At 72.7% G+C, this 21,154-nt stretch carries 18 protein-coding genes; 8 read left to right on the top strand and 10 right to left on the bottom strand.

Annotated features, from left to right (window positions below; genetic code table 11):
• Positions 1-25: 25 nt before the first annotated feature.
• Positions 26-592 carry a DJ-1/PfpI family protein gene (locus tag PZB77_RS19800; protein WP_275493952.1) on the top strand — a complete coding sequence of 189 codons (567 nt, stop codon included), beginning with the start codon at positions 26-28 and terminating at the stop codon, positions 590-592.
• Positions 593-644: 52 nt separating this feature from the next.
• Here the strand turns inward: PZB77_RS19800 and PZB77_RS19795 are convergent, their stop codons facing one another.
• Together PZB77_RS19795 and PZB77_RS19790 are read right to left on the bottom strand one after the other, a co-directional pair.
• Positions 645-1,316: an HAD family hydrolase gene (locus PZB77_RS19795; RefSeq protein ID WP_275493951.1), complete on the bottom strand. Its 672-nt coding sequence runs from the start codon at positions 1,314-1,316 to the stop codon at positions 645-647.
• A gap of 76 nt (positions 1,317-1,392) precedes the next feature.
• A complete protein-coding gene (locus PZB77_RS19790; RefSeq protein WP_275493950.1) occupies positions 1,393-1,899 on the bottom strand; it encodes a hypothetical protein in 507 nt (168 codons plus the stop codon).
• A gap of 271 nt (positions 1,900-2,170) precedes the next feature.
• Between PZB77_RS19790 and PZB77_RS19785 the strand changes: the two genes are divergently transcribed.
• Positions 2,171-2,668: an Rv3235 family protein gene (locus tag PZB77_RS19785; protein WP_275493949.1), complete on the top strand. Its 498-nt coding sequence runs from the start codon at positions 2,171-2,173 to the stop codon at positions 2,666-2,668.
• 192 nt (positions 2,669-2,860) lie between these two features.
• Here PZB77_RS19785 and secA read toward each other — a convergent pair whose 3' ends face one another.
• The gene (secA, locus tag PZB77_RS19780; protein ID WP_275493948.1) at positions 2,861-5,677 is read right to left on the bottom strand and encodes a preprotein translocase subunit SecA; all 2,817 of its coding nucleotides are present in this window, start codon (positions 5,675-5,677) and stop codon (positions 2,861-2,863) included.
• Positions 5,678-5,917: 240 nt separating this feature from the next.
• On the opposite strand from secA, the gene PZB77_RS19775 reads away from it, so the two are divergent.
• Positions 5,918-6,586 carry a GNAT family N-acetyltransferase gene (locus tag PZB77_RS19775; protein WP_275493947.1) on the top strand — a complete coding sequence of 223 codons (669 nt, stop codon included), beginning with the start codon at positions 5,918-5,920 and terminating at the stop codon, positions 6,584-6,586.
• A 98-nt stretch (positions 6,587-6,684) separates the two neighbouring features.
• Positions 6,685-7,881 carry a crosslink repair DNA glycosylase YcaQ family protein gene (locus tag PZB77_RS19770; RefSeq protein WP_275493946.1) on the top strand — a complete coding sequence of 399 codons (1,197 nt, stop codon included), beginning with the start codon at positions 6,685-6,687 and terminating at the stop codon, positions 7,879-7,881.
• A gap of 10 nt (positions 7,882-7,891) precedes the next feature.
• On the opposite strand, the gene PZB77_RS19765 is transcribed toward PZB77_RS19770, so the two are convergent.
• The 7 genes from PZB77_RS19765 to mtnA all read right to left on the bottom strand — a co-directional run bounded on the left by PZB77_RS19765 (position 7,892) and on the right by mtnA (position 16,494).
• Positions 7,892-8,647, bottom strand: coding sequence for a response regulator transcription factor (locus PZB77_RS19765; protein WP_275493945.1), 756 nt, complete (start codon positions 8,645-8,647; stop codon positions 7,892-7,894).
• Positions 8,648-8,828: 181 nt separating this feature from the next.
• Positions 8,829-9,518 carry a ribosome-associated translation inhibitor RaiA gene (gene raiA / locus PZB77_RS19760; RefSeq protein WP_275493944.1) on the bottom strand — a complete coding sequence of 230 codons (690 nt, stop codon included), beginning with the start codon at positions 9,516-9,518 and terminating at the stop codon, positions 8,829-8,831.
• Between the two features lie 329 nt (positions 9,519-9,847).
• Positions 9,848-10,567, bottom strand: coding sequence for a ComF family protein (locus PZB77_RS19755; RefSeq protein WP_275493943.1), 720 nt, complete (start codon positions 10,565-10,567; stop codon positions 9,848-9,850).
• Between the two features lie 173 nt (positions 10,568-10,740).
• Positions 10,741-12,624 carry an LpqB family beta-propeller domain-containing protein gene (locus tag PZB77_RS19750; protein WP_275493942.1) on the bottom strand — a complete coding sequence of 628 codons (1,884 nt, stop codon included), beginning with the start codon at positions 12,622-12,624 and terminating at the stop codon, positions 10,741-10,743.
• Positions 12,614-14,653 (bottom strand): MtrAB system histidine kinase MtrB, encoded by a 2,040-nt coding sequence (mtrB, locus tag PZB77_RS19745; protein WP_275493941.1) that lies wholly within the window; start codon positions 14,651-14,653, stop codon positions 12,614-12,616. The genes PZB77_RS19750 and mtrB overlap by 11 nt, the downstream gene beginning before the upstream one ends.
• A 1-nt stretch (position 14,654) precedes the next feature.
• Positions 14,655-15,344 carry a two-component system response regulator MtrA gene (mtrA, locus tag PZB77_RS19740; protein ID WP_187740742.1) on the bottom strand — a complete coding sequence of 230 codons (690 nt, stop codon included), beginning with the start codon at positions 15,342-15,344 and terminating at the stop codon, positions 14,655-14,657.
• 4 nt (positions 15,345-15,348) lie between these two features.
• Positions 15,349-16,494, bottom strand: coding sequence for an S-methyl-5-thioribose-1-phosphate isomerase (mtnA, locus tag PZB77_RS19735; RefSeq protein ID WP_275493938.1), 1,146 nt, complete (start codon positions 16,492-16,494; stop codon positions 15,349-15,351).
• Between the two features lie 608 nt (positions 16,495-17,102).
• Between mtnA and PZB77_RS19730 the strand changes: the two genes are divergently transcribed.
• The 4 genes from PZB77_RS19730 to PZB77_RS19715 are packed head-to-tail and all read left to right on the top strand — an operon-like array spanning position 17,103 to position 21,154.
• Positions 17,103-18,074 carry a glycerophosphoryl diester phosphodiesterase membrane domain-containing protein gene (locus PZB77_RS19730; RefSeq protein ID WP_275493936.1) on the top strand — a complete coding sequence of 324 codons (972 nt, stop codon included), beginning with the start codon at positions 17,103-17,105 and terminating at the stop codon, positions 18,072-18,074.
• Between the two features lie 4 nt (positions 18,075-18,078).
• A complete protein-coding gene (locus tag PZB77_RS19725; RefSeq protein WP_275493935.1) occupies positions 18,079-18,819 on the top strand; it encodes a DUF4129 domain-containing protein in 741 nt (246 codons plus the stop codon).
• Entirely contained in the window at positions 18,816-20,138 is a 1,323-nt protein-coding gene (locus tag PZB77_RS19720; protein WP_275493934.1) for a DUF4350 domain-containing protein, read from the top strand. Before PZB77_RS19725 ends, PZB77_RS19720 begins: the two co-directional genes overlap by 4 nt.
• Entirely contained in the window at positions 20,135-21,154 is a 1,020-nt protein-coding gene (locus tag PZB77_RS19715) for a MoxR family ATPase (RefSeq protein WP_275493933.1), read from the top strand. Before PZB77_RS19720 ends, PZB77_RS19715 begins: the two co-directional genes overlap by 4 nt.

Genomic DNA, 21,154 nt, shown 5'->3' with positions numbered 1-21,154 from the left:
ACCCACGAACCCTGGGGGCCCCGTCATGGCACCGAAGATCCTGCTCGTCACCGGCGACGCGGCCGAGTCGCTGGAAGTCCTCTACCCCTACCAGCGGCTGCGCGAGGAGGGGTACGAGGTCCACATCGCCGCCCCCGAACGCAAGACCCTGCGCTTCGTCGTCCACGACTTCGAGCCGGGTTTCGACACCTACACGGAGAAGCCCGGGTACACCTGGCCCGCCGACCTGGCCTTCTCCGAGGTGGCGGCCGGCGACTACGTCGCCCTGGTGATCCCCGGTGGCCGGGCTCCGGAGTACCTCCGCAACAACGCCGCGCTGCGCACGATCGTCGCCGCCTTCTTCGAGGACGGCCGGCCGGTCGCGCAGATCTGCCACGGTCCGCTGATCACCGCCGCGACGGGCAGCCTCGACGGACGCGAGGTGACCGCCTATCCGGCGCTGGAGCCGGACATGCGGACGGCGGGGGCGGCCTTCGAGGACGCGGAGGCGGTCGTCGACGGCACCCTGGTCTCCTCGCGCGCCTGGCCCGACCACTCGGCGTGGATGCGGGAATTCCTCAAGGTGCTGCGCGCGAAGGCACCCGTGGCCTGAAACAGCCGTTCGGGGCCGTCGTGTTCGGCCCCGGACGGACCTGGGACCCCGTCTAGTACGGCATCGTCCGCGCCAGCGCCACCGCGTCGGCGAGGCTGTCCACCACCGGCACCCCCGCCGCCTCCAGGGCGGCCCGGTCGTGCGAGCCCCCGGTGTACAGCACCGCCCGCGCGCCGACGTGCGCGGCGGCCACGGCGTCGTCCACCGCGTCCCCGATGACCACCGCGTGCTCCGGGGCGACCGTGCCGAGGGCCGCGAAGTGCCGCTCCATGTGGAGCGCCTTGCTGCCGCCGGAGGGGCCGGTGCGCCCGTCGACCCGGAGGAAGTGCGCCTCGATGCCGTAGCCGCGGACGGTCGGGACCAGCTGTTCGTGACCGTGCATGCTCAACAGGGACTGGCTGCGGCCGTCCTGTCGCCACCCCGCGAGCAGCTCGGCGGCGCCGTCGGTGAGGAGGCAGCCGGCACGGAGCTCGGCGTAGGCGTCGTGGAAGACGACGTCCATCCGCTGCCATTCGGCGTCGTCCGGTATCCGGCCCAGCAACCGCTGGTAGAAGAGCGGGATGGGGACGCAGTACGTCGCCCGGTACTGCTCCAGGGTGATCGGCGCGAGCCCCACCTCGGCGAAGGCGGTGTTGGTCGCACCGACGACCGCGTGGATGTCGTCCAGCAGCGTGCCGTTCCAGTCCCAGACCAGATGGGTGCGGTGCTCCCCGTGTTTCGCCATGGAGAGACCGTACTCGGCGGGTACGACAACCGTCAGGTCCGCCCCGTACCGCCGCCCCCTCGTCCCGCTCGGCCCCTCAGCCGATGAGCTGCGGGATCTCCTGCACGCCGAACCAGAGCAGCTCGTGGTCCTCGGCGCCGTCCACGGTGAACTGCGCGTCGTCGTCGCCGAGGTCGGCGGCGCCCAGCGCCGCGGCGGCGGCCGTCACGTCCTTCTCGGCGTCGTCGGAGTCCACGTGCACGGCGGCGGCCTTGGCGAGCGGCACGGCCGCGCGGATCCGCACCTCGCCGATCGAGGCGGCGTCCAGCCCCTGGCCGGGATCGGCGACGGCGTCACCGTCGGGTACGTCGAACGCGACCACCACCCGGCGGCGCCGCTCCTCGGGCAGGGCGGCGATCAGGCGGAGCGAGGCGGCGGCTGCCCGGTTGAGCGCCGCGTACTCCAGCTCCTCGATGTCGTCGGAGACGTACCACTCGCGGAGGCCCGGGGTCACGGCGTAGGCGGTGAGCGGTCCGGGGCCCAGCTCTCCCGCCTCGTGCGCCGCGGCGAGACCGGAGAGGGTCAGGGGGACGTACACGCGCATGGCTTGGCCGCTTTCGTAGTCGACAGACGGCCTCAGGATACGTCGGTGGTCCCCTTTCGGGGCCTGGTGGGCGTCCCTTCCCGGCCGCACCCGGGGAGCGGTGGTCCGCCCGGGGCTCGGGCGTCTGCTCGCCCTCTCACCCGGATAGGTGATCCGTTCCTCCCGACCCGGACAGCCCCGCCGTCCCTTGCGACCCCGCGGGCACGCCCCGTAGAAGATGCGCAACACCACGGCGCCGCACGGCTCGACCGGGCGGCCTCATACGGGGGCGATGACGATGAGCACGGACTCGACGAGGACCTTACGCGCGGACCAGCGGGGCCGCGCCGACCAGCGCGGCACCGCCCGCCCGGGCGGCGGCAGACCGCCGGGACGGCGCGACCAGCGCCGGCCCGGCGCCCTGCCGGGGCAGCGGAGCACGCTCGCCGCGCGGGGGCCGGTGCGCCCGCACCACTGGTTCGCCGAGCGGTTGCTCGCGGTGCTCAGCGGCCGGCGCCCGGTGCACTGGATGCTCGGGCACACCGTCGGCGACGCCTACGACCAGCTCGCCGAACTGGCTCCCGGGGGCCCGCTGCGTGCCGCGTGGGGCGACAGCCCGGTGCTGCGCGGGTGCCGCGGGGCGCAGCCCGCCACCGGGGTGGTCGAGGCCTTCGCGAGCATCTCCGGCGGCGGCCGGGTGCACGCGATGGCGTTCCGGCTGGAGCAGGGCGCCGACCTGCGCTGGCGGTGCGCAGCGGTCGAGTTGGGCGGCGAGCGCGAACCGGTCTGAACCCGGGCCCGGGGGGACGCGCACCCCGGGGCCGGACCACGGGGCCCGGGACGTGGAACCGGGCCATGGGGCCCGGGACGTGGAACCGGCGGGGCCGGAACCCCGGTGGAGGACGCTCGACCAGCAGCGTCCTCGGTGGAGGTCCCGGCCCCGCCGGTGCGTACCGCCGTGCCGTCGCCGACGGCTCGCGGACTACTTCTTGCGGCGACGCCCGCCGCCGCCCGCGCTCTTCTGCGCCTTGCGGCGCTCGGCGCGGGTCAGACCGTCGCCCTCGGGGGCGCTGTCGGCGAACTCGCCCTCCACGACGCCGCCTTCGCCGTCCACGGTGGGCGCGGAGAAGTGCAGGCGGTCGGGGCGCTGCGGGGCTTCGAGGCCCTTGGCGCGGATCTCCGGGCGGGAGGCCGCCGCGACCTGGGCGCCCTCCTTGGTGAGCGAGGTCTGCTCGGCGTCGTCCTTGACCGGGACTTCCTCGACCTGCTGCTCGACCTGGACCTCCAGGTTGAAGAGGTAGCCGACCGACTCCTCCTTGATGCCCTCCATCATGGCGTTGAACATGTCGAACCCTTCGCGCTGGTACTCGACCAGCGGGTCCTTCTGCGCCATGGCACGGAGGCCGATGCCCTCCTGGAGGTAGTCCATCTCGTAGAGGTGCTCGCGCCACTTGCGGTCGAGGACCGAGAGGACCACGCGGCGCTCCAGCTCGCGCATGATGTCGGAGCCGAGCGAGTTCTCCCGCTCCTCATACTGCGCGTGGATGTCGTCCTTGACGGACTCGGCGATGAAGTCCGCGGTGACGCCGGCCAGGTCGCCGGCCGCCTCCTCCAGCTCCTCCACGGTGACCTTCACCGGGTAGAGCTGCTTGAACGCGCCCCACAGCCGGTCGAGGTCCCACTCCTCCGCGAAGCCCTCGGCGGTCTCCTGGCGGATGTAGTCGTCGATCGTGTCGTCCATGAAGTGACGGATCTGGTCCTGGAGGTCCTCGCCCTCCAGGACGCGACGACGCTCGCCGTAGATGACCTCGCGCTGGCGGTTGAGCACCTCGTCGTACTTCAGGACGTTCTTGCGCGTCTCGAAGTTCTGCTGCTCGACCTGGGACTGGGCGGAGGCGATGGCACGGGTGACCATCTTGTTCTCGATCGGGACGTCGTCGGGAACGTTCGCCATCGACATCACGCGCTCCACCATCTGCGCCTTGAACAGGCGCATCAGGTCGTCGCCCAGCGAGAGGTAGAAGCGGGACTCGCCCGGGTCCCCCTGGCGGCCGGAACGACCGCGCAGCTGGTTGTCGATGCGGCGCGACTCGTGGCGCTCGGTGCCGAGCACGTACAGCCCGCCGAGGTCCTTGACCTCCTCGAACTCCGCCTTCACGGCGAGTTCGGCCTTCTCCAGCGCGGCGGGCAGCGCGGCCGCCCACTCCTCGACGTGCTCGACCGGGTCGAGGCCGCGCTGGCGCAGCTCCGCCTCGGCGAGGTCGTCGGGGTTGCCGCCGAGCTTGATGTCGGTGCCTCGGCCGGCCATGTTGGTCGCGACGGTGACGGCGCCCTTGCGGCCGGCCTGGGCGACGATGGTCGCCTCGCGGTCGTGCTGCTTGGCGTTGAGCACCTCGTGCTGGACACCGCGCTTGGAGAGCTGCTGCGAGAGGTACTCGGACTTCTCGACCGAGGTGGTGCCGACCAGGATCGGCTGGCCCTTCTCGTGCTTCTCCGCGATGTCGTCGACGACGGCGGCGAACTTGGCGACCTCGGTGCGGTAGATCAGGTCGGACTGGTCGAGGCGGACCATCGGCCGGTTCGTCGGGATCGGCACGACGCCCAGCTTGTAGATCTGGTGGAACTCGGCGGCCTCGGTCATCGCCGTACCGGTCATGCCGGAGAGCTTGCCGTAGAGGCGGAAGAAGTTCTGCAGGGTGATCGTGGCGAGGGTCTGGTTCTCGTCCTTGATGTCCACCCCTTCCTTCGCCTCGATCGCCTGGTGCATGCCCTCGTTGTAGCGGCGGCCGGCGAGGATACGGCCGGTGTGCTCGTCGACGATCATGACCTCGCCGTCGATGACGACGTAGTCCTTGTCCTTCTTGAAGAGTTCCTTCGCCTTGATGGCGTTGTTGAGGTACCCGACGAGGGGCGTGTTGACCGACTCGTAGAGGTTGTCGATGCCGAGCCAGTCCTCGACCTTCGCGACGCCGGACTCGTGGATCGCCACGGTCCGCTTCTTCTCGTCGACCTCGTAGTCGCCGGTCTCCTCGATGCCCTTGAGCTGGTTGCCCGCCTCACCCTTCGTCAGCCGGGTGACCAGCTTGGCGAAGTCGCCGTACCACTTGGTGGCCTGGTCGGCCGGGCCGGAGATGATCAGCGGCGTACGCGCCTCGTCGACGAGGATGGAGTCGACCTCGTCGACCACCGCGAAGTTGTGGCCGCGCTGGACGAGTTCCTCCTGCGACCAGGCCATGTTGTCGCGGAGGTAGTCGAAGCCGAACTCGTTGTTCGTGCCGTACGTGATGTCGCAGGCGTACTGCTCGCGGCGCTGCGCCGGGGTCATGTTGGCGACGATGCAGCCGACGGTCAGGCCGAGGAACTTGTGGACCCGGCCCATCATCTCGGAGTCGCGCTCGGCGAGGTAGTCGTTCACCGTGATCAGGTGGACGCCCTTGCCGGAGATCGCGTTGAGGTACGCGGGCAGGGTACCGACGAGGGTCTTGCCCTCACCGGTCTTCATCTCGGCGACGTACCCGAGGTGCAGGGCGGCGCCACCCATCATCTGGACGTCGTAGTGGCGCTGTCCGAGGACGCGCTTCGCGGCCTCGCGAACGGTCGCGAACGCCTCGGGGAGCAGGTCGTCCAGGCTCTCGCCGTCCGCGTACCGTTCCTTGTACTCGTCGGTGAGCGCCCGCAGCTCGGCGTCGGAGAGGTTGACGAAGTCCTCTTCGATGGAGCTGACCTGGTCCGCGATGCGGTGCAGTTTGCGCAGGATCTTGCCTTCGCCTGCACGCATGAGCTTGTTGAAGACGGACACTGAGGCTGGTCTCCTTGCCGGTCGGGCCTGGCACTGGGTCGTGTGATGGACTCTGGCGCGGGCACGGCAGGTGGGCCCCACCGCAACGGCCATCGTAAGCGAGGACACCGCCGCGCCGGGAGGGCTGCCCCGGGGTGGACCTCACCGCGCCTCCCAGGACAACGGCCGAACAGCGTGGAAGGTGCCGGGAAGCCCGGAAAGTGCTCCCGCCGGGGACCCGGGCCCACCGAGAATGCGCCCATGGAGCCGACCACCCTCACCTCCCGACGCCTGCGCCTGCGTCCCTTCGCCGCCGGCGACACGGACGCGGTGCACCTCGCCTGCCAGGATCCGGAGATCCTGCGCTGGACGGAGATCCCCTCGCCGTACACCCGCGCCGACGCGGAGCTCTTCACCGCCACCCTCGCCCCGGCGGGCTGGCGGGAGGACTCCGGCTACCACTTCGCGCTGGTGGAGCGGTCCGGCGCGCTGGCGGGCGCCCTGGGCCTGGTCCGGGGCCCCGCCTCGGGCACGTACGAGGTCGGCTTCTGGCTGGCCCGCGAGCACCGCGGACAGGGGTACGGGACGGAGGCGGTGGTCCGCGCCGCGGGGTGGGCGTTCTCCGTGCTGGGAGCGGTGCGGCTGGAGTGGTGGGCCGAGGTGGGGAACGAGGCGTCCCTCGCCGTCGCCCTGCGCGCCGGGTTCCGGCGGACGGGCGGCCGGCCGGCCCGGGCACGGGCCGATGCCCCGCCCCGCGAGCTGTGGAGCGCCTCGCTCTTCCCGGCGGACCTCGGGCTCCCGCCCTCCGGGCCCGGCCGGATCCCCGGCGGCCCCGGCCCGCGGGTCGCCGGGGCTCGCCCGGCAAAGGCTCCGGGAGCGCGGGCGCCGGGCCGGCCGGGGAGCGCCGCGGGTCCGCCGGAGCGGCGGTAGGGGGCGGGGCGGCCCGGCCCGCGGCGGAGCCGTCGGGTCTCCCCGGGACCGTCCGCGGATCCCCCCGGGCTGTCGGCGGCTCCCCTTAGGGTTTCCCCATGACGCCCGTGACGCCCGTGCGACCCCCCGCGGTCGAACTCTCCGCCGATCAGGCCCGCCGGATCGCGCTGCGCGCCCAGGGGTTCCTGGGAGTGCCCGACCGCCGTGCCGGAGTGCCCGGGGTGCTGCGCCACCTCGGGGCCGTCCAGCTCGACACCATCTCGGTACTGGCCCGTTCGCACGAGCTGGTGCCGTACGCCCGGCTCGGCGGGATCGGCCGGAAGGCGGTGGAGGAGGCGTACTGGTCGGGAGGCCGCGCCTTCGAGTACTGGTCGCACGCCGCGTGCGTACTGCCCGTCGAGGAGTGGCCGCACTTCGCGTTCCGCCGCCGCGCCTACCGCGACCGCCCGCAGTGGCACCACGAGTTGCCCGCCGGGACGTACGACACCGTGATCGCGCAGCTGCGGGCCGAAGGGCCGTTGACCGCGACCCAGCTCGGCGGCGCGAAGAACGGCGGCGAGTGGTGGGACTGGTCCGCCACGAAGGTCGCGGTCGAGCGGGCCCTGATGTACGGCGAGGTGGTCTGCACCGAACGCCGGGGGTGGAAGCGCGTCTACGACCTCGCCGAGCGGGCGATCCCCGACCGCTTCCTCCACGACGACCTCACCGACGAGGAGTGCGTGCGCCGGCTCGTCGCGCTGGCGGGTCGCTCGCTGGGCGTCGGCACCCGCTCCGACCTGGCGGACTACCACCGGCTGAAGGCCGAACACGTCGACGCGGCGCTGGCCGGCTCGGGCCTCGTACCGGTGACCGTGCAGGGGTGGGGGAAGCCCGCCTGGGCCGATCCGGAGGCGCTGGCGGACGAACCGCGCGGCCGGCACCGCACGACGCTGCTCTCCCCCTTCGACTCGCTGATCTGGGAGCGCGCCCGCACCGAGCGGATCTTCGGGTTCACCCACCGTCTGGAGGCCTACACCCCCAAGGCCAAGCGGGTGCACGGCTACTTCGCGATGCCGCTGCTGGCGGGCGGGCGTCTGGTGGGCCGGGTCGATCCCGCGCGCGAGGGGACCACGCTCGTCGCCCGTCAGGCCTCCCTGGCGGGCCCCAAGGCGGTGGCGCCGATGGCCGAGGCGCTGGTGGAGGCTGCCTCCTGGGTCGGCTGCACGGACGTACGGCTGGAGCGGGTGGACGCGCCGGTACTGCGGGAACCGCTGGCCGCGGCGATCGCACGGGCCGTCTCCGCCGCCCGCCGGTGACGGCCGGCGGTCACCCGATCTCCAGGATCTTCTCCCGCATGGCGTAGACCACGGCTTCCATCCGGGAGTGGAGCTGGAGTTTCTCGAGGATATTGCGGACGTGGTTCTTCACCGTGTTCTCGGAGATGAACAACTGCTTCGCGATGTCACGGTTGTTCTTGCCGGTGGCCACGAGTTTCAGGACTTCGAGTTCGCGTTCGGTCAGCCGGGGCGCGGGGAGGAGGCGGCGGTCGTCGGTGCGCTGAATCATCGATTTGAACTCGGTGAGGAGTTTCGACGCCATCGACGGGCTGATCTGGGACTGGCCGTCCGCGACGGCCCGGATCGCCGTGGAGACCTCGTCGGTGGAGATCTCCTTGAGGAGGTATCCGGTGGCGCCGGCCTTGATCGCTTCGTAGAGATCGGCTTCCTCGTCGCTGATCGTCAACATGATGATCTTCGCGCTGGGGGCCACCTCCTTGATGGCGGTGCACGCCTCGATGCCGCCGCGCTTGGGCATCCGTACGTCCATCAGCACGATGTCGGGCAGCAGGTCCGCCGCCTTGTCGACCGCTTCCGCGCCGTCGCCCGCCTCACCGACGACCTGGATGTCCTCCTCCTGCTGGAGAACGATCTCGAGTCCTCTGCGGAAAAGCGCGTGGTCGTCGACGACCAGGACCCGGATGGGCTCCTTGCGGGGCGAGGTGTCCTCGTCCGCGCCGGCTCGGGTACGGGCAGCTTCTCCGGAAACATTCGTGTCGCGCACGGGCCCGAAGGTGTCCGCCATCGTTCCTCCCCCTGAAGGCCACGGCCTGAAGTCACACGGTCGCCAACGGCAGTGCGGTGCACGCCGATTGGCTCGGGGACCCATGCTTTCATGCCCGGCCGCCGGAACGGAGGCCCCGTGGTCGCACGCCGGTGCCCCCGGGGGCGCGAACGCGCTCCGGGGGCACCGTGAAAACGGGTCGTCAGCCGCCGAGAGCACCACCGGCGCCACCGGCCTCGTCGGCGGCGAGGGGGTCCGTCCTCAGGTGGATGACACCGTAGTCGTAGGCGTGCCGCCGGTAGACGACACTCGGTTCCTTTGTCTCCGCGTCGACGAACAAGTAGAAGTCGTGGCCGACCAGTTCCATCTCGTAGAGCGCCTGGTCGAGCAGCATGGGCGCCGCCACGTGCATCTTCTCGCGCATCACCAGCGGGCCCTCGCCCTGTACTTCCAGCGGGCCGATCTTCGTGGTGGGCACCTCTTCGGACGACTGGTCCCCGACCAGCTCGCCGTCCTCGTCGAACGCGGCCGTGCCCGGCACCACGTCGGCGACCTCGGCAGCCGACAGACGGCCGTTGCCGCGCCGGCTGTAACGCTTGTCGTGCTGCTTGCGCAGGCGCGCTTCCAGCTTGCCGGTGGCCAGGTCCAGCGCCGCGTAGGCGTCGCCCGCGGCCGCTTCCGCCCGGATGACCGGACCGCGCGAGTGGAGCGTGATCTCCACCCGGTCGGAGCGGTCGGCCTGACGGGGATTCGGCTCCTTGGACACCTCGACGTCGACGCTGATCACCTTGCCGTCGAACTTCTGGATCTTGTCCAGCTTCAGCTTCTCGGCCACGTGCTTGCGGAACCGCTCGGGCACCTCGGTCTTGCGGCCCTTGACGACGATGTCCACGCAGAACTCCGTTCCCGGATCGCTCCGCTACGGTGGCGGAGCGCCTCCCTTTTGCACCAGGCTCCAGTAGCGTTCCGGAGCCTCGGACTCGGTGACCTTCCACCTCCTCCTGCCCACCGGCGGGTTTACCATCCCACCGATCTTCCGACGGCTGAACTCCGGATGTCGGCCCGCCCGAAACCTGGTGGTGCATTCGTCGAGGCCTGGGGTTCACCATTCCTCACCACCGAACATAGCGTGCCGACCGCCTTATCGGCACCCGCTACTCGCGCGTACCTCCGTTCAGGTCCCTATGCCCTTCCACCACCTGCGGAGATGAAACATTTCTGTCAGTTCCGGTTTATTTCGAAAGCGGACGGTGAAGCCGCGACGACCGCCGCCCGGGGAGAGACGGGGAGGGCTGTCCGGGGCAGCACCGCCGCGACCGCCCGGGCCGCCTCGGCCAGCGTGGACCCGGTCGTCAGCAGGTCGTCCACCAGCACCACCGGACCCTCCGCGAGGAGTCGCTCCGCGCCGGGGACCACCTCCAGCGCCCCCGCCAGGTTGGCCCGTCGCTGGACGGCCCGGAGCCCCGCCTGGTCGGCGACCGCGCGGCGCTGCCGCAGAACGGGGAAGACCCGCGCGGAGGTGCCGGACCGCCGAAGCCCCGCCGCCGCGGCCAGCGCGATCCGCCGCCCCGGATCGTGCCCGCGTGCCGCGGTCGCACGGGAGGAGGAGGGTACGGGCACCAGCAGCAGGGTGCCGCGGCGCGCGGAGTCCCCGGCCCCGGCCCGTACGGCGGCCGCGAGGGCGCCACCGAGCGGCCGGGCGAGCGTCAGGGCGCCGCGCTCCTTGTGGGCCAGCAGGAGCGCGCGCACGGCGTTCTCGTAGGGGGCGGCGGCGTGCACCACCGGCAGCCCCGGGGGTTCGGGTGAAGGCCGCACCCTGCACGGCGGCCGGTCCCGCAGCGCGGCCCCGCACTCCGGGCACAGCTCCGTGCGCGGCCTGCCGCAGCCCCCGCAGGAGACCGGCAGGACCAGTCCGGCGAACTCCCGCCACCATTCCCCCACCTCACCAGCCTGCCCGCCGCCGCACGGACCCGCCACCCCTGTGGACAACGCCGCCGGAGCCCGGAACGGCCCGGTGAGGGCTCAGCCCGGGTGGACCGGGGAGGTGCCCGTCCCGAGCGCCGTCCGCTCAGCCCGGGTGGACCGGGGAAGTGCCCGTCCCGAGCGCCGTCCGCTCAGCCCGGGTAGACCAGGGAAGTGCCCGTCTTGAGCACCGTCTGCCAGTTGGCGCCGGGCGACAGCTTCACGATGCCGTCGCTCACGGTGTCCGCCATCAGCGGCAGGAGTTCGTCGTCGGCCGCCGCGATCGACTCGACCTGGTTGACGCCCGGCAGCACTTCGGAGGAGGAGGTGGAGCCGTCCGCCTGCACGTAACGCACCTGCTGGACCCCGCCCTCCTCCTTGCCGACCACGACCAGCCGGCCGCGTCCGGACCAGGAGACCGCGGTGACGTCGGTGAGCTGCGGGGCGGCCTGGCGCAGGTCCTGGACGGAGACCACCGGCGCGGTGTCCGAGCCGGTCCGCTCGACCCGGCCGATCTTCAGCGTGCGGTGCCCCTCCTCGCCCACGAGCAGCGCGATCCGCACGCCGTCCGCCGACATCCGGAGCGCTTCGATCCGCTCTCCGCCGAGCCCCGGAACGGCGACCTCCCGCGGGGTGCCCTCGCCGCCGGCCAGCCTGAGCAGACGGGGGTCGTCCGGGTCGCGGTCGGCGACCCAGAGGTCGCCGCGACCGTCCCAGCTCGGTGCCGACAGACGGTCGCCGGGAGCAGCCGCGGTGCTGACGACCGGCGCCTCGGCGGGCAGTTCACCCTCTTCGACGATCGACGCCACGTACAGCCGCGCCCGGTCCTCCGTGACTCCGGCCGCCTTCTCCTCGTCGCGGGAGACGCCGACCGCGCCCATGCGCCGGGTTCCCTCGCCGAGCGGGCCGGTCACCGGTACCGGGTCGCCGCTGCCCTTGGTGGAGCCGGGGATCCGCTCCACCTTCCCGTCGTCGTCGACGAAGTACTGGCCGGCGGGGGCGCGGTCGCCCCGGTCGGCGGCGAACTCCGTCGCCTCCTCCGCGCCGAGGGAGCAGAGCACCTTCTGGCCGCTCTCCAGCTTCACCTGCTCGACCCGGGCGGACGTCAGGTCCCGCAGGGTGAAGAGCACCTGGGCGGCCATCATGCGGCAGACGCCGCCGGCCGCTCCCGCGGCGCTCTTGTTGAGCGGCACCGTGAGGACGTTCTGGTCGTCGGGTGCCAGCGAGGTGACGCCCTTCCGCAGGGTCGTACCCGCGGGGAAACGGGAGTCGACCACCGGGCGCAGCCAGTCGGTCGGCCCGTCGAGGAGGGTCCGGATGGTCTGTGTGGTGGCGTCCATCCGCGTCACCGGGTCGGTCCGGTTCCGCACGTAGACGGGGTCGGCGACCAGCGCCGCCGAGCCCTGGGACGAACCGGCCGCGAAGTAGTACGTGTTGACGGAACGGTAGAGCCGCTTGAAGTCGGACTGGCCGAGCACGAGGCCGTCCGGCACCACGCTGATGCGCCACTCCCGCTTGCCGTCCGCGCCCTTCTCCCGCACCAGGTGCAGGGTCTGCACGTAGTCGGCGGGTGCGATCGGGCGGTACGAGCTCTGCGCGTCCACCTCCGCCACCTTCTGGCCGCTCAGGGTGTACGTGGTGTCCGTCGCGTCGGGCTCCGGGCCCCGCAGCGCGGGGGCGTTCCGGTTCGGGGCCTCGGCGAGCACGGTGGTGGCCGCGTCGGGACGCCAGGTGCGGGCCGCGTCCTTGGTCAGATAGGTACGGGTGGTGCGGAAGGAGGGGTCGTCGCTGGTCATCGACTCCAGGAAGCCGTCGACGACCTCGCCCGGCTCCGCGCCGTCGCGGGGCGGCACCGCGTAGACCTGCACCTGAGCGTCGCCGGCCTGGGAGGCGTCGACGGGCTTGACGTCACCGACGACGGGCATGGACCCGCACCCGGCCAGCAGCAGCATGCCGAGGGCCGGCAGCGCGGGGGTCCACACGGCCGCGCGGCGGCGCTTGCCCGGCCGGCCGGGCGTGCGGCGGTCAGTGCCCACGTCGGGTGTCCTCCTCGTCCGGCGCCCGGTCCGGGTTCCGGTCCCGGCCCTGTCCGGGGATCTTCGGTGCGGCAGTGGTGGGCGCGGACCCCGGCCGGGCCACCACCCGCGCGCCGCTGCCGGGCAGCGCCGCGGGGTGGACCGAGGCGGGGGCCTGCCGCGAGGCGCCGGGCCGGGCCGCCACGGGAAGCGCCGCGCGCTCGGACGAGCTGGGCTGGTGCGGTACGGCCATCACCCGGTGGCGTCCGTCCGCGTCGGTGTCCGCCCCGGCGCGCTCGCGCTCCGCGACGTTGCGCTTCGAGTCCTCGGGTTCCAGGGGTATCGGGGACCCCCGCAGCGGCTCGTCCGCCGTACGGGGCAGGGTGAGACGGAACTGCGAGCCGCCACCGGGCTCCCCCCATGCCTGGAGCCAGCCGCCGTGCAGCCGGGCGTCCTCCACGGCGATGGACAGCCCGAGACCGGTGCCACCGGTCGTACGGGCGCGGGCCGGGTCGGCCCGCCAGAACCGGTTGAAGACGCGGGTCGCCTCGCCGGGCTTCAGCCCGACGCCGTAGTCGCGCACCGCGACGGCGACAGCGCCCTGGGCCACGCCCATCCGCACCACGACGTCCCGGCCCTCACCGTGTTCGACGGCGTTGACCACCAGGTTGCGCAGCACGCGCTCGACCCGGCGGGGGTCCGCCTCCGCCACGACCGGCTGTTCGTCGCCGATCACCCGGATGCGGGTGCCCTTCCGCTCGGCCAGGGGTTCGGCGCCGCCGATCACGCGGCGGACGACGGACCGCAGGTCGATCGGTTCGGCGTCCAGCGCGGCCGCCCCCGCGTCGAACCGGCTGATCTCCAGCAGGTCGGAGAGGAGCGACTCGAACCGGTCGAGCTGGTCGCCGAGGAGCTCGGCGGCCCGTCCGGTGATGGGGTCGAAGTCCACCCGCGCCTCGTGGATGACGTCGGCCGCCATCCGCACCGTGGTGAGCGGGGTGCGCAGTTCGTGCGAGACGTCCGAGACGAAGCGGCGCTGCATCCGGGACAACTCCTCCAGCTGCTGGATCTTCAGCTGCAGGTTCTGGGCCATCTTGTTGAAGGCCTCGCCGAGCCGGGCGATGTCGTCCTCGCCCGTGACCTTCATCCGCTCCTGGAGCCGTCCCGCGGAGAGCCGCTCGGCGATCCCGGCCGCCATCCGTACGGGGGTGACGACCTGGCGCACCACGAACCACGCGATGGCGCAGAGGAGCACCACGACGAAGAGCCCGGCGGTGGCGAGCGTCGTCTTGACCAGTGCCAGGGACTTCTCCTCCTGCGTCAGCGGGAAGAGGTAGTACAGCTCGTAGGGGTTGTGGTCGATGTCGTAGAGGCGCTTGCCCACGACGAGCCCGGGCTGCGACTCCTTGCCGTAGGAGTACCGGATCACCGAGTACGTCTGGAACGCCCCGGGACCCTGGTCGACCGACTCGCGCAGCCGGTCGGGGACGCTCGACGCCTCCACGCTCCCCGACCCGCGGGGGGCCCGGCTGGCGGTGCCGCGGCTCACCGAGTCGGCGCTGAGCGCCACCACGTTGAAGGCGTTGGTGCCGCCGCTGGCGAGCTGGTCGACGAGGTCCGTCCGCCAGGAGGTGCTGGCCGTCGTCCCGTCGGCGCCCTCTTCGCGGGCCGGCGTGAGGGGCTCGTTCGCCTTCTCCTGGGCGGCGGCGAACCCGCCGGCGGCCTGGGTCTGGGCGGCCTTGCCCTTGGCGTCGAGCAGGCCGTTGCGCACCTGCCCGATGACGACGAAGCCGAGCAGGAGGACGACGGTCAGCGACATCAGCAGGGTGCCCGCGACGACCCGCAGCTGCAGGTTGCGGCGCCACACCCGTACGGCGGGCAGGAGGGGCCGCCGCAGCCAGCGCAGCAGAAGGCGCGGGAACGGCCCGCCGGGCGCCCGGTCGGTGAACGACCGGGCGCTCCACGAGCGGCGGATACGCCCCGGTCCGGCAGCCCGCTCCTCGGTGGCTCCGGACGCCCCGGGGCCGGGAGCAGTGCTGCCTCGGGTCATGTCAGCTGGGTCCGGCCTTGTAGCCGACGCCACGCACGGTGACGACGATCTCGGGCCGCTCCGGGTCCTTCTCGACCTTGGAGCGGAGCCGCTGGACGTGCACGTTCACCAGACGGGTGTCCGCCGCGTGCCGGTAGCCCCAGACCTGCTCCAGCAGGACCTCACGGGTGAACACCTGCCAGGGCTTGCGGGCGAGCGCGACCAGCAGGTCGAACTCCAGCGGGGTCAGGGCGATGGACTGCCCGTCCCGCTTGACCGAGTGCCCGGCCACGTCGATGACCAGGTCACCGATGGTCAGCTGCTCGGGCGCCGGCTCCTCGGACCGCCGCAGACGGGCCCGGATCCGGGCCACCAGTTCCTTGGGCTTGAACGGCTTGACGATGTAGTCGTCGGCCCCCGACTCCAGGCCCACCACCACGTCGACGGTGTCGCTCTTCGCCGTGAGCATCACGATCGGCACGCCGGACTCGGCCCTGATGAGCCTGCAGACCTCGATGCCGTCCCGTCCGGGCAGCATGAGGTCGAGCAGGACCAGGTCCGGCTTGGCCTCCCGAAAGGCAGCAAGTGCCTTGTCGCCGTCCGCTACGAACGACGGTTCAAAACCTTCTCCACGCAACACGATGCCGAGCATCTCGGCCAGTGCGGTGTCGTCGTCGACGACAAGGACGCGTCCCTTCATAATCGACATCATCCCATTAGCTAATCGTTATCTGCGATGACCTGGCACACAGCTGGGCCACTCCGGCTCCCGTGACCGGGGAAATGACGCCCTCTTCCGTGACGATCGCCGTGATCAGTTCCGGCGGCGTGATGTCGAACGCGGGGTTGTACACCTGGGTTCCCAGGGGTGCCACGACCAGCCCGGGCACCTCTCCCCCGCCGGAGGCGTCCGGCCTCGATGTGAGCTCGGTCACCTCCCGGCCGGAACGCTGCTCGACGACGATCGAGGCACCGTCCGGGGTGCCCGCGTCCACCGTGGTCGTCGGCGCCACCACGACGAACGGCACGTGGTGGTACTTGGCCAGCACCGCCAAGGGGTAGCTCCCCACCTTGTTGGCCACCGAGCCGTCCGCCGCGATGCGGTCCGCGCCGATCAGCACCGCGTCCACCTGTCCCGCGGCGAAGAGCGATCCCGCGGCGTTGTCCGTCAGCAGGTGGTAGGCCATGCCGTGCCGGGCGGCCTCGTAGGCGGTGAGCCGCGAACCCTGGAGGAGGGGGCGCGTCTCGTCCACCCAGAGCCGCGCGAGGCGTCCCTGCCGGTGTGCGGCGAGCGCGACGGCGAACGCCGTCCCCTCCCCGCCGGAGACCAGGGCCCCGGTGTTGCAGTGGGTCAGCAGGCGGTGGCCGCCCGCCGGCAGCATCTCGTCCAGCAGGGCGAGACCGTGCCGGGCCATCCGGGCGGAGGCCTCGGCGTCCTCGCGGTGCAGGGCCCGTGCCTCGGCGAGCGCCGCCGCGGCGGCGCGCTCCGGGTCGGCCCCGGCTGCCGCGGCCGCCGCGTGGGCGTGCGCCGCGCGCCGGACCCCGTGGGCGAGGTTCACGGCGGTGGGCCGGGCCGAGGCCAGCAGGTCGGCGGCCTCGGAGACGTCGTACCCCCGGACCGCCGCCAGCGCGACGCCGTACGCTCCGGCGATGCCCAGCAGCGGCGCCCCGCGCACCGCCAGCGTCTGGATCGCCCGCACCAGCGCGGGCGCGTCGGTGCACACCAGCTCGACTTCCTCGGCGGGAAGCCGGGTCTGGTCGAGCAGCACCAGGACGGGGCCTTCGGGAGGCTCGTCCCAGCGGAGTACGGGAAGCGCGGAGGGCTCTGTACCCAACCGCGGTTGCGCGTCCTGATCAGCCATCCGTCCAGTCTGCCCGCTGGGAGGCCCACATATGAAGGTGCGAACCAGAAGCACCTCGACCACACCTGTGTCCCGCGTGGCACGATGGCTGCCAACCTGCCGCCCCGATGAGCGGTCAGGACGGTGAAGGAGCCAGAATGAACGACTCTCCGGGCTGGGCCCCGCCCGGATCCGCCCCCTTGGACGAGCAGGGCGCGGGCGCGGCCGTACCCCGCCCTTCCGGCCCCTCCCCTTCCGGCCCTGCCGACGCCGGATCCGGTGTCGCAGGATCCGGCGTCTCCGGGCCTCCCGTGGGCCCCGGGTCTCCCGACTCCGCCTCCACCGACTCCGCCTCCGGGGGCCCCGGCTCTTCCGGCTCCGGCTCCGCCGACGGGAGCGGCGCGGCGGGCCAGTGGTCCCCCGCCCAGCCGCCGCCCGGTCCGTGGTCCGCTCCCGCTCGGTCGGGGCCCGGCCCCGGGGTGCCCCCGCAGGTACGGGGCCGGGCCGGCGGCGACCCGACCCCCGGGGGCCACCCCGGCTGGGGACACCAGGCCCCCGGCCCCCACCCGGGGTGGGGGAACCAGGCACCTCCGCCCCCCGGCTGGGGAAATCCTCAGGGTTGGAGCCGCGTGCCGGCGGCGCCCAAGCCGGGTGTCGTCCCGCTCCGTCCGCTGAGCGTCGGTGAGATCCTCGACGGTGCGGTCTCCGCCATGCGTACCCACTGGCGCACCGCGCTGGGGGTCAGCCTGGTCGTCGCCGTCCTCGTCCAGGTCGTCACCCTCCTGATCGGGCGTTTCCTGCTGCCGGAGCCGGTCACCATCGACCAGGACCTCTCCGACAGCGAGGTCCTCCGGCAGTCGGTCGACGCGATGCGCTCCCTGCTCCTGAGCAGCGCGCCGAGCGCTGTCCTCGGCATGGCCGCCTTCCTCGTCACCGCGTCGGTGCTGAGCGTCGTGGTCAGCCGCTCGGTGCTGGGCCGCACCGTCACCTCGGCCGACGTCCGGGCGGAAGCCCGCCCGCGGCTGCGGGGTGTGGTGGGGCTGGCGCTGCTGCTGGCGGTCGCCATCGTGGCGATCATGGCGGTGGGGATGGCCCCGGGGCTGCTCGTCGGTGACGCGGCGGGGGCCGGGCTGCTGGTGCTGGGGTTCCCCGTGGCCTCCGCGGCAGCGCTCTGGCTGGCGGTCCGCTTCTGCCTCGCCGCCCCGGCCCTGATGCTGGAACGCCAGACGGTGGCCCAGGCGCTCGCCCGGTCCGCGAAGCTGGTGCGCGGGGCCTGGTGGCGGATCTTCGGCGTCCTCGCCCTCACGGGCCTGCTGCTCATGCTCGTGTACCTGATCATCGGCGTCCCGTTCGCGCTGGTCGCGCTCTCCGTCGACGGGGACCTCTCCGACACGCTCCTCCACGGTGAGTCCGGGCCGGCCGGCTGGCCGTCCCTCCTCGTGGCCGGTCTGGGCAACGTGATCATCTCGACGCTGACGTACCCCTTCGTCTCCGGTGTGATCGCCCTGCTCTACATCGACCAGCGCATCCGCCGCGAGGCGCTCGACCTGGAACTCGGCCGGGCCGCCGGGCTCCCCGGCTACGCCTCCTCCGGGGGCTGATGGCATGACGGGGGCGGGGGGAACCACCACATCGGGGCCGGGGGTGTGGGCCGGTGCACCGGCCGGCGACATACCCGTGGACTCCGCGCGCGTTCCCGCACGGGAGGCGGCGGAGAGAGAACTGTCCAAAGGGATGTACCACGAGGGCGATCCCGGCCCGGTCGAACGAGCCCTCCACTCCTTCTGGGAGTGGATCACCGGAATGTTCGACGCGGCTTCCGGCGTGGCTCCCGGCGGTCCGCTGGGCATCGTGGTGCTCGTCCTCCTGGTGCTCGCCCCGGCCGCCGCCCTCTGGTGGCGGCTGGGCACGCCGGGCCGGGCCGCCCGCTCGGCGGATCCCCTCTTCCGGGAGAGCGGCCCGCGGAGCGCGGCCGAGCACCGCACCACCGCCGAGGCGCACGCAACGGCTCTCCGCTGGACCGAGGCGGTGCAGGAACGGACCCGAGCGATCGTGCGCTCCCTGGAGGAACGCGCGCTGCTCGACCCCCGTCCCGGCCGCACCGCGGACGAGGCGGCGGCGGAGGCCGGACGCCGGCTGCCCGAGCACGCGGACCGGCTGCGGGCGGCCGCCGGTACCTTCGACGCCCTGACGTACGGCGGGCGCACGGCGGACCGGAACGCGTACCTGGCCGTCAGCACCCTCGACGGCGACCTCGAAGCGGCGCGCCCGTCGGCCGTGGGCACGCCCTCCTCGCCCGCTTCCTCCCGCACCCCCGCCTCCTCCACGACGGGAGGCGAGCGATGACCAGCTCCCCCGCGACCGCGACCACCACCGGTTCCGGCTCCACCGCCACCGGCTCCACCTCGCTGTCCGCCACGCCCGCACAGCTCTGGAAGCGGACCCGTGGCTTCGTGATCGCCCTGCTCGTCCTGCTCGTCGGTGGCCTCGCCACGGTGGCTCTCCACTCCGGCAGCCGCCACGGGGCACTCGACCCCGGCTCGGCGGACCCCGACGGGAGCCGGGCCCTGGCCGAGCTGCTCACGGAGCGCGGAGTCACCGTCGAGGCGGTCACCACCCTCGACGGCGCCCTTTCCGCGTACGGCCCGGACAGCACCCTCCTGGTCACCGACCCTGACCTGCTCACCCGGTCCCAGCAGGTGCGCCTCGCCGATGCCACCGCCCACGCCGGCGGGCGCACCGTCCTGATCGCAGCGGGACCGCCGTCCCTGCCCGCGCTCGCTCCCGGCGTGCGCGCCGCGGACGCCGCCGGGGTGACCGCACGTACCCCGCAGTGCGCCTACCCGGCCGCCCGCCGCGCGGGCGGTGCGGACATGGGCGGGGTCACCTACGAGTCGGAGGCCGCCGGAACCTTCCGCTGTTACCCGGCTCGCTCCTCTCCGGCTCTTCTGGTCGTCCCGCGCCCTGGCGGCGAGACCGTCCTGCTCGGCTCCCCCGACATCCTGGTCAACCGGCGCCTCGCCCACGAGGGAAACGCCTCTCTCGCCCTGCAACTCCTCGGCTCGCGTACGCATCTCGTCTGGTACCTCCCTTCGCTCTCCGATCCTTCTTCCACCGAGGACGACCGGGACGGGACCGGCGGTGGGGACGCAGACCCCTCCCCGGGCACCGGCAGCGGTGCCGGCGGTTCCGACCGGGACCCGGGGGCGGGCGAGGGACCCGGGCAGGACGACGAGGTGGGCTTCTTCGATCTGATCCCCTCCGGCTGGTTGTGGGGCACGCTGCAACTCGCTGTCGCCGCAGGACTCGCGGCCGTCTGGCGCGGACGCAGGTTCGGTCCGCTGGTGACCGAGAACCTGCCGGTGGCGGTCCACGCCTCCGAAGCGACGGAGGGGCACGCCCGCCTCTACCGGAAAGCCGACGCGCGCGACCGTGCCGCCGACCTGCTCCGTGAAGCGGCACGCACCCGCCTCGCTCCCCTGGTGGGTGTCTCCCCCCGCGACGCGCATTCCCCGGACGTACTCGTCCCCGCTCTCTCCCCCCGGCTCCCCGCCGGCGGCGATCCTGCCGCCCTGCTCTTCGGCCGGCCTCCGGCCGACGACACCGCGCTGGTACGCCTGGCCGACCAACTCGACGCCCTCGAAAGAGAGGTACGCACGTCATGAGCGCCCCGACCCCGGCGACCACGAGGACATCCGCGGCCACCGCACCCTCGCCGGCCACCCCGACCTCGGAAGACGCCCGCGCATCACTCGAAGCCCTGCGCTCCGAGATCGCCAAGGCCGTGGTCGGACAGGACGCGGCCGTCACCGGACTGGTCGTCGCTCTGCTCTGCCGCGGGCACGTCCTGCTGGAGGGCGTCCCCGGCGTGGCCAAGACCCTGCTGGTCCGAGCCCTGGCGGCCTCCCTCGAACTCGACACCAAGCGCGTCCAGTTCACCCCCGACCTGATGCCCAGCGATGTCACCGGGTCCCTCGTCTACGACGCGCGGACGGCCGAATTCTCCTTCCAGGCAGGTCCGGTCTTCACCAACCTGCTGATCGCCGACGAAATCAACCGCACGCCCCCGAAGACCCAGTCCTCCCTCCTGGAGGCCATGGAAGAGCGTCAGGTCAGCGTCGACGGATCACCTCGCCCCCTCCCGGACCCGTTCATGGTCGTCGCCACTCAGAACCCGGTCGAGTACGAGGGCACCTATCCCCTGCCCGAGGCCCAACTGGACCGTTTTCTGCTGAAGCTGACGGTGCCTCTCCCCTCCCGTGAGGACGAGATCAACGTCCTCACCCGTCACGCCGAGGGATTCGACCCGCGTGACCTGAAGGCGGCGGGCATATCCGCCGTCGCAGGCCCCGACGACCTGGAGGCGGCCCGTGCCGCCGTCGCCAGAACCTCCGTCGCGCCCGAGATCGCCGGCTACGTCGTCGACCTCTGCCGTGCCACCCGTGAATCCCCCTCGCTCGCTCTCGGTGTGTCCCCCCGCGGGGCCACCGCACTGCTCTCCGCGGCCCGGGCCTGGGCCTGGCTCACCGGCAGGGACTACGTCATCCCCGACGACGTGAAGGCCCTCGCCCTCCCCGCGCTCCGTCATCGCATCCATCTGCGGCCCGAGGCCGAAATGGAGGGCGTCACCCCGGACGCCGTCATCACCACGGTCCTCGCCCACGTGCCCGTCCCCCGATGA

The sequence above is a fragment of the Streptomyces sp. AM 2-1-1 genome, assembly GCF_029167645.1.
In the GTDB taxonomy this organism is placed as follows: domain Bacteria; phylum Actinomycetota; class Actinomycetes; order Streptomycetales; family Streptomycetaceae; genus Streptomyces.
This window is presented reverse-complemented; position numbering and strand designations above follow the sequence as displayed.